Origin of the sequence: Kluyvera sp. EC_51 (assembly GCF_019584505.1) — a bacterium.
GTDB lineage: Bacteria > Pseudomonadota > Gammaproteobacteria > Enterobacterales > Enterobacteriaceae > Kluyvera > Kluyvera sichuanensis.
Genome location: NZ_VDAG01000097.1, coordinates 1 through 15,208 on the forward strand (window position 1 = coordinate 1; position 15,208 = coordinate 15,208).

The 15,208-nt window shown below is 57.2% G+C and carries 10 protein-coding genes and 1 rRNA gene; 7 read left to right on the top strand and 4 right to left on the bottom strand.

The annotated features are described in order from the left end of the window. Positions 1-107: ribosomal RNA gene (gene rrf / locus FHC49_RS17730) — 5S ribosomal RNA — on the top strand; the annotation flags it as partial. A 129-nt stretch (positions 108-236) separates the two neighbouring features. Here the strand turns inward: rrf and FHC49_RS17735 are convergent. Next, positions 237-689 (bottom strand): acetyltransferase, encoded by a 453-nt coding sequence (locus FHC49_RS17735; RefSeq protein ID WP_220440459.1) that lies wholly within the window; start codon positions 687-689, stop codon positions 237-239. 158 nt (positions 690-847) lie between these two features. On the opposite strand from FHC49_RS17735, the gene metA reads away from it, so the two are divergent. The 4 genes from metA to aceK all read left to right on the top strand — a co-directional run bounded on the left by metA (position 848) and on the right by aceK (position 6,813). Continuing rightward, complete coding sequence (gene metA, locus FHC49_RS17740) at positions 848-1,777, top strand: homoserine O-succinyltransferase (protein ID WP_185668422.1); 930 nt, start codon at positions 848-850, stop codon at positions 1,775-1,777. Positions 1,778-2,048: 271 nt separating this feature from the next. Continuing rightward, positions 2,049-3,650 (top strand): malate synthase A, encoded by a 1,602-nt coding sequence (aceB, locus tag FHC49_RS17745; RefSeq protein WP_220440460.1) that lies wholly within the window; start codon positions 2,049-2,051, stop codon positions 3,648-3,650. A 31-nt stretch (positions 3,651-3,681) separates the two neighbouring features. Next, a complete protein-coding gene (gene aceA / locus FHC49_RS17750) occupies positions 3,682-4,986 on the top strand; it encodes an isocitrate lyase (protein WP_185668424.1) in 1,305 nt (434 codons plus the stop codon). A gap of 102 nt (positions 4,987-5,088) precedes the next feature. Further along, positions 5,089-6,813 carry a bifunctional isocitrate dehydrogenase kinase/phosphatase gene (gene aceK, locus FHC49_RS17755; protein ID WP_185668425.1) on the top strand — a complete coding sequence of 575 codons (1,725 nt, stop codon included), beginning with the start codon at positions 5,089-5,091 and terminating at the stop codon, positions 6,811-6,813. Positions 6,814-6,899: 86 nt separating this feature from the next. Here aceK and iclR read toward each other — a convergent pair whose 3' ends face one another. Continuing rightward, positions 6,900-7,724 (bottom strand): glyoxylate bypass operon transcriptional repressor IclR, encoded by an 825-nt coding sequence (gene iclR, locus FHC49_RS17760; protein ID WP_185668426.1) that lies wholly within the window; start codon positions 7,722-7,724, stop codon positions 6,900-6,902. Positions 7,725-7,922: 198 nt separating this feature from the next. Between iclR and metH the strand changes: the two genes are divergently transcribed. Further along, a complete protein-coding gene (gene metH / locus FHC49_RS17765; RefSeq protein WP_220440461.1) occupies positions 7,923-11,606 on the top strand; it encodes a methionine synthase in 3,684 nt (1,227 codons plus the stop codon). Positions 11,607-11,830: 224 nt separating this feature from the next. Beyond that, positions 11,831-13,462, top strand: a complete 1,632-nt coding sequence (locus FHC49_RS17770; protein ID WP_185668428.1) for a Na/Pi cotransporter family protein — start codon at positions 11,831-11,833, stop codon at positions 13,460-13,462. Positions 13,463-13,550: 88 nt separating this feature from the next. Here the strand turns inward: FHC49_RS17770 and pepE are convergent, their stop codons facing one another. Both pepE and FHC49_RS17780 read right to left on the bottom strand, forming a co-directional pair. After that, entirely contained in the window at positions 13,551-14,240 is a 690-nt protein-coding gene (gene pepE / locus FHC49_RS17775; RefSeq protein ID WP_185668505.1) for a dipeptidase PepE, read from the bottom strand. Between the two features lie 135 nt (positions 14,241-14,375). Continuing rightward, positions 14,376-15,188, bottom strand: coding sequence for a shikimate 5-dehydrogenase (locus FHC49_RS17780; protein WP_220440462.1), 813 nt, complete (start codon positions 15,186-15,188; stop codon positions 14,376-14,378). Between the last annotated feature and the right edge of the window lie 20 nt (positions 15,189-15,208).

Sequence of the window (15,208 nt, forward strand, 5' to 3'; positions counted from 1 at the left end):
TGTAGCGCGGTGGTCCCACCTGACCCCATGCCGAACTCAGAAGTGAAACGCCGTAGCGCCGATGGTAGTGTGGGGTCTCCCCATGCGAGAGTAGGGAACTGCCAGGCATCAATTAAGTGAAGAAGCCCATCCTGACGGATGGGCTTTTTTTCGTCTGTGGAAAGTGAAAGTGCGGTGAACATCCCGGGGTCACTGCGTTCGCCCGGGCAACGGATCTGGTAGCCCGGACGAGGCGTTTACGCCGACTCCGGGGATGCACCGCAATAACGTAAATGCAGCAACGGATAAGGTCGCCCATGATCGTCCGTCTCCGACCGGCCGGTCACGACAAACCCCATCTTCTGATAGAACCCCACCGCCTGCGCATTCTGCTCGTTAACATCCGTGGTCAGATCGGGAATCAGCGACAGCGCATGTTCAACCAACTTGCGCCCCACGCCGGTTCCTCGTGCATCAGGATCGACGAATAGCGCCTCCAGATGATGCTCAGACAGCAGCATAAACGCCACCGGCACATCATTATCATCTACCGCCACCCAGAGCGGGGCTTCCGGCAGAAATGCCCGTACCTGGACCTCAATATCGGCCCTATCCTGCGCGGAAAGAAAATCATGCGTCGCATCGACCGAACGACACCAAATCGCAATCAGTCGTTCGCCCTCATGGCGCTGTGAACGTCGAATTATCATCGTTTTTCTCCTTTTCGAATCGTTTCAACATTCTACCTTATTAGTAATTGAAACTTTCTCACCTTCAACTTGCAGACTCGACATTTAACGGAAATCTGGGTATCGTTAGCTGTCTGGATGTCTAAACGTTTATACGTATGCTGTGAGGTAATAAGGTTATGCCGATTCGGGTGCAGGACGAGCTACCAGCCGTCAATTTCTTGCGTGATGAGAACGTCTTTGTGATGACCACGTCGCGTGCTACGGGTCAGGAAATTCGTCCTTTGAAGGTGCTGATACTCAACCTGATGCCGAAGAAGATTGAGACAGAAAACCAATTTTTACGTCTTCTGTCAAACTCTCCGCTGCAGCTGGATATCCAGCTCTTGCGTATCGATGCGCGCGAGTCGCGTAATACACCAACGGAGCATCTTAATAACTTTTACTGCAATTTCGACGACATTCGCGACCAGAACTTCGATGGTCTGATCGTCACCGGTGCGCCGCTTGGGCTGGTAGAATTTAACGACGTTGCCTACTGGCCGCAGATCAAACAGGTGCTCGAGTGGGCCAAAGATCACGTCACGTCGACGCTGTTTGTCTGTTGGGCGGTACAGGCCGCGCTCAATATTCTCTATGGCATTCCCAAGCAAACCCGCAACGACAAGCTCTCCGGCGTTTATGAACACCACATTCTCCACCCGCATGCCCTGCTGACGCGCGGCTTTGATGATAGCTTCCTGGCCCCGCACTCTCGCTATGCCGACTTCCCGGCGCAGCTGATTCGTGACTATACCGACCTGGAAATTCTCGCCGAAACGGAAGGTGGTGACGCCTATCTGTTTGCCAGCAAAGATAAGCGTATCGCCTTTGTTACCGGCCACCCGGAATATGATGCGCATACCCTGGCGAGCGAATTTTTCCGCGATGTGGATGCCGGTTTAACCCCGGAAGTGCCGTATAACTACTTCCCGAAAGATGACCCGAATAACAAACCGCACGCGACCTGGCGCAGCCACGGAAATCTGCTGTTTGCTAACTGGCTCAACTACTACGTCTACCAGATCACTCCGTATGATCTGCGGAATATGAACCCTACGCTGGATTGATCTTCTACCTTCCACGATCCTAAAGCGTTTCAGCATTCTCAATCAGGCACCTTCGAGTGCCTTTTTTGTTTCCGAAATCACCCCCAGTGCAAAATAAATTTTTATCTTATTACTAATCAATAAGTTGTATTTGTTTTTAATTAAAAATGGAAATTGTTTTTGTTTTTTTAATTTTATTGATTAGGATTAAAAACGTTGAGCGAAAACCACACAACGATCTTCTGCTCAGCTGGCGGGGAAACTATTCGGATCACTCACGAGGAGCTGCACCATGACACAACAGGCCACAACAACCGATGAACTGGCTTTTCTGAAGCCTTCTGGCGCGCAGGAACAGCAAGTTCTGACTGCGGAAGCGGTGGAATTTCTGACCGAACTGGTGACCCGATTTACGCCTAAACGCAATAAGCTGCTGGCTGCACGTATTCAGCAGCAGCAGGATATCGATGACGGTAAACTCCCCGGTTTCATTTCGGAAACCGCTTCCATTAGAGAGGGTAACTGGACGGTTCGCGGTATTCCGGCTGATTTGCAGGATCGTCGCGTAGAAATCACCGGGCCGGTTGAGCGCAAAATGGTGATTAACGCGATGAACGCGAACGTCAAAGTGTTCATGGCCGATTTTGAAGACTCCCTCGCGCCGGACTGGAACAAGGTGATTGAAGGCCAGATCAACCTGCGCGATGCCGTCAATGGCACCATCAGCTATACCAACGATGCGGGCAAAATTTACCAGCTTAAGCCCGATCCGGCGGTGCTCATCTGCCGTGTGCGTGGCCTGCATCTGCCGGAAAAACACGTCACATGGCGCGGTGAAGCCATCCCGGGCAGCCTGTTTGATTTCGCGCTCTACTTCTTCCACAACTACAAAGCGTTGCTGGCAAAAGGCAGCAGCCCCTATTTCTATCTGCCGAAAACGCAGGCCTGGCAGGAAGCGGCCTGGTGGAACGAGGTGTTCTGCTTCGCAGAAGATCGCTTCAACCTGCCGCGCGGCACCATCAAAGCCACGCTGCTGATTGAAACGCTGCCGGCAGTTTTCCAGATGGACGAAATTTTGCACGCGCTGCGTGACCATATTGTCGGCCTGAACTGCGGCCGTTGGGACTACATCTTCAGCTATATCAAAACCCTGAAGAACCACCCGGACCGCGTACTGCCGGACCGTCAGGTAGTGACAATGGATAAACCATTCCTCAGCGCCTACTCGCGCCTGCTGATTAAAACCTGCCACAAACGCGGCGCTTTCGCGATGGGCGGCATGGCGGCGTTTATCCCAAGCAAAGATGCCGAGCGCAACGCGCAGGTGCTGAACAAGGTGAAGGCGGATAAATCGCTGGAAGCCAATAACGGCCACGACGGCACCTGGGTGGCGCACCCCGGTCTGGCGGATACCGCAATGGCGGTGTTTAACGAGGTGTTGGGCGAGCGTCCAAACCAGTTAGCCGTTTCCCGCGCTGACGACGCGCTGATTACCGCTGAAGAACTGCTGTCACCGTGCGACGGTGAGCGTACGGAAGAGGGAATGCGCGCCAACATTCGCGTGGCGGTGCAGTACATCGAAGCCTGGATCTCCGGCAACGGCTGCGTACCGATTTATGGCCTGATGGAAGATGCGGCAACCGCTGAGATCTCCCGCACCTCCATCTGGCAGTGGATCCACCATCAGAAGACGCTGAGCAACGGCAAACCGGTTACCAAACCGCTGTTCCGCCAGATGCTGGCCGAAGAGCTGCTGGTTATCAAAGACGAGCTGGGCGATGCGCGCTTCAGCGGCGGCCGTTTCGATGATGCCGCACGCCTGATGGAGCAGATCACCACCTCCGACGAACTTATCGACTTCTTGACCCTGCCTGGCTACCGCCTGCTGGCGTAATTCACCACATAACAATATGGAGCATCTGCACATGAAAACTCGTACCCAACAAATCGAAGATTTACAAAAAGAGTGGACGCAGCCTCGCTGGGAGGGCATTCGTCGCCCGTACAGCGCGGAAGAAGTGGTGAAACTGCGCGGGTCGGTTAACCCGGAATGTACGCTGGCCCAGCTCGGCGCTGCCAGAATGTGGCGTTTGCTGCACGGTGAATCGAAAAAGGGCTACGTCAACAGCCTTGGCGCGCTGACCGGCGGTCAGGCGCTGCAGCAGGCGAAAGCGGGTATTGAAGCGGTGTACCTGTCCGGCTGGCAGGTGGCGGCAGACGCGAACCTGGCCTCCAGCATGTACCCGGACCAGTCGCTCTATCCAGCGAACTCCGTCCCGGCGGTGGTCGACAGAATCAACAACACCTTCCGTCGTGCGGATCAAATTCAGTGGGCGAACGGTATTGAGCCAAACGACCCGCGCTATGTGGACTATTTCCTGCCGATTGTCGCCGATGCGGAAGCCGGCTTCGGCGGCGTACTGAACGCGTTTGAACTGATGAAGTCGATGATTGCAGCCGGTGCAGCGGCAGTACACTTCGAAGATCAGCTGGCCTCAGTGAAAAAATGCGGTCACATGGGCGGCAAGGTGCTGGTACCCACTCAGGAAGCGATTCAGAAGCTGGTTGCTGCGCGTCTGGCGGCCGATGTGATGGGCGTACCGACCCTGCTGATCGCCCGTACTGATGCAGATGCGGCAGATCTCATCACCTCCGACTGCGACCCGTACGACAGCGACTTCATTACCGGCGAGCGCACCAGCGAAGGTTTCTACCGCACCCATGCGGGCATTGAACAAGCGATCAGCCGCGGCCTGGCCTACGCGCCGTATGCTGACCTGGTATGGTGTGAAACTTCCACCCCGGATCTGGCATTGGCGAAGCGCTTTGCCGATGCGATCCACGCGAAATACCCTGGCAAGCTGCTGGCCTACAACTGCTCGCCGTCGTTCAACTGGCAGAAAAAGCTGGATGATAAAACCATCGCCAGCTTCCAGCAGCAGCTGTCAGATATGGGCTACAAATATCAGTTCATCACCCTGGCGGGCATCCACAGCATGTGGTTCAACATGTTCGACCTGGCGCACTCATACGCCCAGGGCGAAGGGATGAAGCACTACGTTGAGAAGGTTCAGCAGGCTGAGTTCGCGGCGGCGAAAGATGGCTACACCTTCGTTTCTCACCAGCAGGAAGTGGGCACCGGCTATTTCGATAATGTCACCACTATTATCCAGGGCGGCACCTCCTCGGTGACCGCGCTGACCGGCTCGACTGAAGAATCGCAGTTCTGATTACTGCCCGGTAGCGCAGCGCTTACCGGGCCTACAACGACATGTAGGCCGGATAAGCGAACGCGCCATCCGGCATGACTCGGTGCCGGATGGAGAGAATTGATGACGCGAGGCCTGGAATTACTGATTGCGCAGACCATTTTGCAGGGATTTGACGCCCAGTATGGGCGTTTTCTGGAAGTCACTTCCGGCGCACAGCAACGGTTTGAACAGGCCGACTGGCATGCGGTTCAGCAGGCGATGAAAAGCCGTATCCATCTGTACGACCACCACGTGGGGTTGGTGGTTGAACAGCTGCGCTGCATTACCGATGGTAAAAGCACCGATGCGGATTTTCTGCTGCGCGTTAAGGCGCAGTACACCCGACTGCTGCCGGATTATCCGCGCTTTGAAATTGCCGAGAGCTTTTTTAACTCGGTCTATTGTCGATTATTCGATCACCGCTCGCTTAGCCCCGAGCGGTTATTTATTTTCAGCTCGCAGCCGGAACGCCGCTTCCGCGCTATCCCCCGGCCGCTAGCGAAAGACTTCTTCCCCGAATATGGCTGGGAAGCGGTGATTTTCAAAATGCTCAGCGACCTGCCGCTACGTCTGCCGTGGCAAAATAAATTCCGCGATGTCGGCTACATTATGGCGCACCTGAGCGAAACGCTGGGCGCTGAGATGCTGCAGCGTGCGCATCTGCAAATTGCTAACGAGCTGTTTTACCGTAATAAAGCGGCCTGGCTTATCGGTAAACTCATCACGCCAAACGGCACTCTGCCGTTTTTAATCCCAATTCACCGCACTGATGAAGGGGAGCTTTTCGTCGATACCTGCCTCACCACCACCGAAGAGGCGAGTATCGTCTTTGGCTTCGCGCGTTCCTACTTTATGGTTTATGCCCCGTTGCCCGCCGCCCTGGTGGAGTGGCTGCGGGAGATCCTGCCGGGTAAAACCACTGCCGAACTGTATATGGCGATTGGCTGCCAGAAGCATGCGAAAACCGAAAGCTATCGTGAGTACCTGAACTATATCGCCAGCACCGACGAGCAGTTTATCGAAGCACCGGGCATTCGCGGGATGGTGATGCTGGTGTTTACGCTGCCGGGCTTTGACCGGGTGTTTAAGGTCATTAAAGACCGCTTTGCGCCGCAAAAAGAGATGTCTGCCGCTCACGTGCGCGCCTGCTATCAGCTGGTAAAAGAGCATGACCGCGTGGGCCGCATGGCGGATACCCAGGAATTTGAAAACTTTGTGCTGGATAAGCAGCAGATTGCGCCTGCGTTAATGGCGCTGTTGTTGCAGGAAGTGCCGGGTAAGATCGTCGATATGGGCGATAAAATTGCGATAAGCCATCTCTACATCGAACGCCGAATGGTGCCGCTGAATATCTGGCTGGAGCGGGTGGAGGGCCAGCCGCTGCGTGATGCGGTGGAGGAGTACGGCAACGCCATTCGTCAGCTTGCTGCCGCCAATATTTTCCCTGGCGATATGCTGTTTAAAAACTTCGGCGTCACCCGCCATGGCCGCGTGGTGTTCTACGACTACGATGAGATTTGCTATATGACGGAGGTCAACTTCCGCGACATTCCGCCGCCGCGCTACCCGGAAGACGAGCTCGCCAGCGAGCCCTGGTACAGCGTGTCGCCGGGGGATGTTTTCCCGGAGGAGTTCCGCCACTGGCTGTGCGCCGACCCGCGTATCGGGCCGCTGTTTGAGGAAATGCACGCCGACCTGCTCAGCGCCGACTACTGGCGCGGCCTGCAGACGCGTATCAAAAATGGGCATGTAGAAGACGTTTATGCCTACCGTCGCCGCCAGCGTTTCAGCGTACGCTACACCTGATGTAGCCCGGCCGAGCAAAGCGACGCCGGGGTTTTGCTCCGAGCTTCCCCGGCGTCGCTTTGCTCGGCCGGGCTACTCAATCTTTCTTATCGGATCCCGCCGTACGCCAGCGTTACCTCTTTTGCCGCCTTAATCACCATCGCACCAAACTCGGTGACCCGGTCGTCGGTAATACGGGAAATCGGCCCGGAGATGGAGATAGCCGCAAACGGCTCGCGGTGCTCATCGTAAATACACGATGCCACGCAGCGCAGGCCGAGCGCATGCTCTTCATCATCAAACGAATAGCCGCGCTTGCGCGTCTGGGCCAAATCGTCCTTCAGGTGCACCGGCGATACCAGCGTCGCGTGGGTGTAAGCGTGCAGCCCCTTGCGGTGCAGCAGGCTGGTAACTTCCTCTTCGCTCAGCTGAGATAAAAATGCCTTGCCCGCGCCGGAGGCGTGCATTGGCAGCTTGCCGCCAATCGGGGCGGACATACGCATCAGCTGCGTACACTGTACCTGGTCAATAATAATCGCCTGATGATCGCTCTTATCCAGCACCGCCAGATTCACCGTTTCGCCGGAGTCTTCCATCAGCTTGCGCAGAATCGGGTGGACAATTGCTAGCAGATTACGGCTTTGCAGGAAGCTGCTGCCGACGATAAAGGCGTGCGCGCCCACGGACCAGTGGCCCAGTTCACCCACCTGACGCACGAACCCCAGCTGCTGCATGGTGGTGAGCAGGCGGTGCGTGGTGGAGTTCGGCAGCCCAGCCTGCTGCGCAAGTTCGGTCAGCGCGACGCTGCTATGGGATTCGGCAATCCACTCCAGCAGCTTCAGGCCGCGGGTCAGTGATTGTACCTGGCCAGTTGCGGGGGCAGCGGCAGGGGCGGGTTTTCTACCGCGTTTCGCAGGAACGTTGGCAACCATCGCAACTCCTTTCTGTATCGTGGAAATTGTTTTCGTTTTTATTGATTATAATACAACCGTTCGTATTACTGCTCCGATGAGTCATGTTGAACATGTCTCAAGTAGCAAGTTGTTTCCTTTTCCACCCTCACAGTTTATGCCAGTATGCTTTATTGCCTTTTTATGTCTGGGTTTCGTTGAGCGGTGTCGGGAGTGCTTGTGAGCAGCAAAGTGGAGCAACTGCGTGCGCAGTTAAATGAACGTATTCTGGTTCTGGACGGGGGCATGGGCACCATGATCCAGGGCTATCGTCTGAGCGAGCAGGACTTCCGCGGCGAGCGTTTCGCCGACTGGCCCTGTGACCTGAAGGGAAACAACGACCTGCTGGTGCTCAGCAAGCCGGAGGTGATCAGCGCTATCCATAACGCCTACTTTGAAGCGGGCGCGGATATCATTGAAACCAACACCTTTAACTCCACGATCATCGCCATGGCGGATTACCAGATGGAGTCTCTGTCGGCGGAGATTAACTTTGCTGCTGCGAAGCTGGCACGTGCCTGTGCAGACGAATGGACGGCACGTACGCCAAATAAACCGCGCTACGTCGCAGGCGTGCTTGGCCCAACCAACCGTACTGCGTCTATCTCACCGGACGTCAACGACCCGGCTTACCGTAACGTCACCTTCGATCAACTGGTGGCGGCCTACCGTGAATCCACCAAAGCGCTGGTGGAGGGCGGTAGCGACCTGATCCTGATTGAGACCGTCTTCGATACCCTGAACGCCAAAGCGGCGATTTTTGCGGTGAAGGAAGAGTTTGAAGCGCTGGGCGTTGACCTGCCGATCATGATTTCCGGCACCATCACCGACGCCTCCGGGCGTACGCTCTCCGGCCAGACCACCGAAGCGTTCTATAACTCCCTGCGTCACGCCGACGCCCTGACCTTCGGCCTCAACTGCGCGTTAGGCCCGGATGAACTGCGCCAGTATGTGCAGGAGCTGTCGCGTATTGCGGAATGCTACGTGACCGCGCACCCGAACGCCGGTCTGCCGAACGCCTTCGGCGAGTACGACCTCGATGCCGACACGATGGCGGCCCAGATTCAGGAATGGGCGCAGGCGGGCTTCCTCAACGTGGTCGGCGGCTGCTGCGGCACCACCCCAGAACACATTGCGGCGATGAGCCGCGCGGTTGAAGGCTTGCCGCCGCGCAAGCTGCCGGATCTGCCGGTCGCTTGTCGTCTGTCCGGCCTTGAGCCGCTGAACATCGGCGACGACAGCCTGTTTGTGAACGTCGGCGAACGTACCAACGTCACCGGCTCGGCGAAATTTAAACGCCTGATCAAAGAAGAAAAATACAACGAAGCGCTGGACGTGGCCCGCCAGCAGGTGGAAAGCGGTGCACAGATTATCGACATCAACATGGATGAAGGGATGCTTGACGCCGAAGCGGCGATGGTGCGTTTCCTCAACCTGATTGCCGGTGAACCGGATATTGCCCGCGTACCGATTATGATCGACTCCTCCAAATGGGAGGTTATTGAAAAAGGGCTGAAGTGCATCCAGGGCAAGGGCATCGTCAACTCCATCTCGATGAAAGAGGGCGTTGAGCCGTTTATCGAACACGCGAAAAAGGTGCGTCGCTACGGCGCGGCGATGGTAGTGATGGCCTTTGATGAAGTGGGCCAGGCTGACACTCGCGAACGTAAAATTGAGATTTGCCGCCGCGCCTACAATATTCTGACCCAAGAGGTGGGCTTCCCGCCGGAAGACATCATCTTTGACCCGAATATCTTCGCCGTGGCTACCGGCATTGAAGAGCACAACAACTACGCGCAGGACTTTATCGGCGCCTGTGAAGACATCAAACGCGAACTGCCACATGCGCTGATCTCCGGCGGTGTTTCTAACGTGTCGTTCTCGTTCCGCGGCAACGACCCGGTGCGAGAAGCGATTCACGCGGTGTTCCTCTACTACGCCATCCGTAACGGCATGGACATGGGGATCGTTAACGCTGGTCAGCTGGCGATTTATGACGACCTGCCGGCCGAGCTGCGCGATGCGGTAGAGGATGTGATCCTCAACCGTCGCGACGACGGCACCGAGCGTCTGCTGGAGCTGGCCGAGAAATATCGCGGCAGCAAAACCGACGAGACCGCCAACGCGCAACAGGCGGAATGGCGTAGCTGGGACGTGAAAAAGCGTCTCGAATACTCGCTGGTGAAAGGCATTACCGAATTTATCGAACTCGATACTGAAGAAGCCCGCCAGCAGGCCGCGCGCCCGATTGAGGTTATCGAAGGGCCGTTGATGGACGGCATGAACGTGGTCGGTGACCTGTTCGGCGAGGGCAAAATGTTCCTGCCGCAGGTGGTGAAATCGGCCCGCGTGATGAAGCAGGCAGTGGCCTACCTTGAACCGTACATTGAAGCCAGCAAAGAGAAAGGCTCCAGCAACGGCAAGATGGTTATCGCGACCGTGAAAGGCGACGTACACGACATCGGCAAAAACATCGTTGGCGTGGTGTTGCAGTGTAATAACTACGAAATCATCGACCTCGGCGTGATGGTCCCGGCGGATAAAATCCTCAAAACCGCCAAAGAGGTGAATGCGGATCTGATTGGTCTCTCTGGCCTGATTACCCCGTCGCTGGATGAAATGGTCAACGTGGCAAAAGAAATGGAGCGTCAGGGCTTTACCATTCCGCTACTGATTGGCGGCGCGACCACCTCCAAAGCGCACACCGCGGTGAAAATCGAGCAGAACTACAGCGGCCCAACGGTTTATGTACAGAACGCCTCGCGCACCGTTGGCGTTGTCGCGGCACTGCTCTCGGATACCCAGCACGACGACTTTGTTGCTCGTACGCGTAAAGAGTACGAAACCGTGCGTATTCAGCACGGGCGTAAGAAACCACGCACGCCGCCGGTAACGCTGACTGCGGCGCGTGAAAACGATCTGGCGTTCGACTGGGAAAACTACACCCCGCCGGTGGCGCATCGTCTGGGCGTGCAGGAAGTGGAAGCCAGCATCGAAACGCTACGTAACTACATCGACTGGACGCCGTTCTTTATGACCTGGTCGCTGGCCGGGAAGTACCCGCGCATTCTTGAAGATGAAGTGGTGGGTGAAGAGGCGAAGCGCCTGTTCAAAGATGCCAACGACATGCTCGATCAACTGAGCGCGGAGAAATCCCTCAACCCTCGTGGCGTCGTCGGGCTGTTCCCGGCCAACCGCGTGGGTGACGATGTGGAAATCTATCGCGACGAAACGCGCACCCACGTGCTGACCGTCAGCCGCCATCTGCGCCAGCAGACGGAGAAAGTCGGCTTTGCGAACTACTGTCTGTCTGACTTTGTCGCGCCGAAAACCTCCGGCAAAGCGGACTACATCGGTGCCTTCGCGGTAACCGGCGGTCTGGAAGAAGATGCACTGGCCGATGCGTTTGAAGCGCAGCACGATGATTACAACAAGATCATGGTGAAGGCGATTTCCGACCGTCTGGCGGAAGCCTTCGCCGAGTATCTGCACGAGCGCGTGCGTAAGGTTTACTGGGGCTATGCGCCGAATGAAAACCTGAGCAATGAAGAGCTGATCCGCGAAAACTATCAGGGTATTCGCCCGGCACCGGGCTACCCGGCCTGCCCGGAACACACCGAGAAGGGCACCATCTGGGAGCTGCTGGATGTGGAAACCCACACCGGCATGAAGCTGACTGAATCCTTCGCCATGTGGCCTGGCGCGTCGGTTTCCGGCTGGTACTTTAGCCACCCGGACAGCAAGTACTACGCGGTGGCGCAGATTCAGCGCGACCAGGTTGAGGATTACGCTTTCCGTAAAGGGATGAGCGTGGCGGAAGTGGAGCGCTGGCTGGCGCCGAACCTCGGCTACGATGCCGACTGATTCACAAAACCGTCATCTTTCCTTACAACTAACAGGGCGCTCTTAGGGCGCCCTGTCTCTTTATTGTGCGTAAACCCTTATACTGAAAGAAAGCTCACGCGCGTTGCATACCTTATTCGGCCAGCACAGGGATGATTTGTCGACCTGATAAGCGCAGCGTCATCAGGCACTATGCCGACATCATGAGCCCCAGGAACCCATAACAATAAGGAGAAAATGATTCCGTGTTAACTCTGCTGCACCTGCTTTCTGCCGTCTCGCTGTTGGTGTGGGGCACCCATATCGTGCGTACTGGCGTGATGCGCGTCTTCGGCGCGCGCCTGCGTACCGTGCTCAGCCGCAGCGTCGAGAAAAAACCGCTCGCCTTCTGCGCGGGTATTGGTGTTACCGCGCTGGTCCAGAGCAGTAACGCCACCACCATGCTGGTGACCTCCTTTGTCGCGCAGGATCTGGTCGCCCTGACGCCCGCGCTGGTGATTGTGCTGGGCGCCGACGTGGGGACCGCGCTGATGGCGCGTATCCTGACCTTCGATCTATCGTGGCTGTCGCCGCTGCTGATATTTATCGGCGTGGCCTTTTTCCTTGGCCGCAAGCAGACCCGCGAAGGGCAACTTGGCCGCGTCGGAATTGGCCTGGGGCTCATCCTGCTGGCGCTGGAATTAATTGTTCAGGCGGTCAGGCCGATTACCGAAGCCAACGGCGTACAGGTGATTTTTGCCTCGCTGACCGGCGATATTCTGCTGGATGCCCTGATTGGTGCGGTGTTTGCCATCATCAGTTACTCCAGCCTGGCGGCAGTACTGCTGACCGCGACGCTGACCACCGCAGGGATTATCTCCTTCCCGGTGGCGCTGTGCCTGGTGATTGGCGCCAACCTGGGCTCTGGCCTGCTGGCGATGCTCAACAACAGCGCCGCGAACGCCGCCGCCCGCCGCGTAGCGCTGGGAAGCCTGCTGTTCAAGCTGGTGGGCAGCCTGATTATTCTGCCGTTCGTCCATATGCTGGCCGACGTGATGCACAAGCTGCCGCTGCCGGAGTCCGAACTGGTTATCTACTTCCACGTCTTCTATAACCTGATTCGCTGCGTGGCGATGGTGCCGTTCGCCGAGCCGATGGCACGACTCTGTAAGCGCTTGATCCGCGATGAGCCGGAGCTGGATGCCAACCTCAAGCCGAAGCACCTGGACGTGACCGCGCTGGATACTCCAACGCTGGCGCTGGCCAATGCCGCCCGCGAAACGCTGCGCATCGGTGATGCCACCGAGCAGATGCTGGATGGGTTAAAGAAGGTGATGCACGGCGAGCCGCGTGAAGAGAAAAACCTGCGTAAGCAGGCGGATGATATCAACGTGCTCTACACCGCCATCAAGCTCTATCTGGCGCGAATGCCGAAAGATGAGCTGGCGGAAGAGGAGTCCCGCCGCTGGGCGGAGATTATCGAAATGTCGCTTAACCTTGAACAGGCCTCGGACATTATTGAGCGCATGGGCAGCGAGATCGCCGACAAATCGCTGGCCGCGCGTCGTGCCTTCTCTGTTGAGGGGTTAAAAGAGCTGGAAGCGCTGTATGAGCTGCTGTTAAGCAACCTGCAGCTGGCGATGTCGGTCTTCTTTGCCGGTGACGTCACCAGCGCCCGTCGCCTGCGTCGCAGCAAGCACCGGTTCCGCATTCTGAACCGCCGCTACGCCCACGCGCACGTCGACCGTCTGCACCAGCAGAACGTGCAGAGTATTGAAACCAGTACGCTGCACCTGGCGCTGCTGGGTGACATGCTGCGCCTGAACTCGCTGTTCTGCTCCGTTGCCTACAGCGTGCTGGAGCAGCCGGATGAAGACGACGATCGCGACGATTACTAGTGCAACCCCGGCGTCGCTGCGCTCGGCCGGGCTACCTTGATGATACGTAGCCCGGGCGAGGCGTTTACGCCGCCCCCGGGTTTACGGCTCAGAAGCGATGCCCTTCCTCCAGCGCGACCGCCTCTTCTCCCGCTCTGAACACATAGGTGGTACGCGGCCCGCCAAGCGTCGCTTCCCCGTTTGCCACCTGAATCCAGTTGCCTTCCGGCAGACCAATCACCGTTAATTCCGGCGCCACGACCAACAGTTCGCGGATACGCTGCTCGCGGGTTTCGCCCTTATGGCCTTCCGGCAGCGCGTTGGTGAAGTGTGGGTTAATCTGCAGCGGGAACAGCCCCAGCGCATCAAACCCTTTCGGATCGACAATCGGCATATCGTTAGTGGTGCGGATAGTCTGGCAGGCAAGGTTAGCGCCCGCGCTCCAGCCGACGTACAGCGCGCCGCGCTTCACTACGTCGACAATTGGTGCCAGCAGCCCGCGCTCGCGGCTCTCTTTCAGCAGCTGGAAGGTGTTGCCGCCGCCGACGATAATCACCTCGGCATTTTCAATCGCGGAGATAGGGTCTGCCACGCTATGGATACCGGTGACCGTCACGCCTAACGGCGCCAGAACGGCGGCGGTTTTTGCAGTGTACTCGTCCCAGGTCTGCGTCACGCCCGCAAACGGCAGAAACACCGCGCGACGGCGGCCGTTCAACTGCCCGGCAATCAGCGGCAGCGCGTGTTCCAGCCAGGCTTTACCCGGCAGCGTCGAGTTACTCAGCAGAAGTAAGTCCATCATTTCTCCTATTCATCAGAAAATTATCGAGCAGGGCGGCATGTTACCACCCTGCGTCGGGCCGCTTACTGATGTAGTTCACGATGTTGCAGTAGAGAGTCAGGAGGCGGGCTCGCAGATGGCCTACCGTGTCTACTATCCCGCTCTGGCAAACGCCGCCGCCTCAGCTACCAGCGCATCGTCCGGCCTTACGCCGGTGTACATCACAAACTGCTCCACTGCCTGCAGAGCAATCACTTCAGCACCGCTGATGGTCTTTTTCCCCAAGCGCTGGGCGAGCTGAATCACCGGCGTTTCCGGCGGCAGGGCCACCACGTCAAAGACCACGCTGGCGCGTGCCACCATCGCTTCACTAAAGGCGAGCTGCTCGCTCTCTTTGCCGCCCGCCATGCCGATAGGCGTGACGTTAACCAGAATATCAATACCGTCACCGTCCGGCTGTGCCTGCCACTGGAAGCCGTACTGTTTTGCCAGCGCGGTGCCGTTGGCCTCGTTGCGGGCGGCGATAATCACATCGCTAAAGCCTGCGTCGCGGAAGGCGGCAATCACCGCTTTCCCCATCCCGCCGCTGCCCTGAATCATCACGCGGGCGGAGGTATCAAGCTGGTGGCTGGTAATCAGGTTTTTTACCGCGATGTAGTCAGTGTTAAACCCGGTCAGATGGCCGTTGTCATTGACGATGGTGTTGACGGAGTCGATGACTTTGGCCGAGGGATCGATAGCATCCAGAAATACCATGCAGCTCTCTTTAAACGGCATCGACACCGCACAGCCGCGGATACCCAGCGCGCGAACGCCTTTCACCGCCTCCTCAATGTCCTGCGTGGTAAACGCTTTATAGATAAAATTCAGCCCCAGTTTCTCATACAGATAGTTATGAAAGCGCGTGCCAAAGTTGCCGGGGCGGCCGGCAAGCGACATGCACAGCTGGGTATCGCGGTTAATCATGGTCATGTCCTCGTTAATGT

Bases quoted from the DNA above. Each gene is read 5' to 3' on its own strand.
- pepE (WP_185668505.1), bottom strand. From the start codon at position 14,240: ATGGACTTACTTCTGCTGAGTAACTCGACGCTGCCGGGTAAAGCCTGG.
- FHC49_RS17735 (WP_220440459.1), bottom strand. From the start codon at position 689: ATGATAATTCGACGTTCACAGCGCCATGAGGGCGAACGACTGATTGCG.
- aceK (WP_185668425.1), top strand. From the start codon at position 5,089: ATGACGCGAGGCCTGGAATTACTGATTGCGCAGACCATTTTGCAGGGA.
- aceA (WP_185668424.1), top strand. From the start codon at position 3,682: ATGAAAACTCGTACCCAACAAATCGAAGATTTACAAAAAGAGTGGACG.
- iclR (WP_185668426.1), bottom strand. From the start codon at position 7,724: ATGGTTGCCAACGTTCCTGCGAAACGCGGTAGAAAACCCGCCCCTGCC.
- FHC49_RS17780 (WP_220440462.1), bottom strand. From the start codon at position 15,188: ATGATTAACCGCGATACCCAGCTGTGCATGTCGCTTGCCGGCCGCCCC.
- aceB (WP_220440460.1), top strand. From the start codon at position 2,049: ATGACACAACAGGCCACAACAACCGATGAACTGGCTTTTCTGAAGCCT.
- metA (WP_185668422.1), top strand. From the start codon at position 848: ATGCCGATTCGGGTGCAGGACGAGCTACCAGCCGTCAATTTCTTGCGT.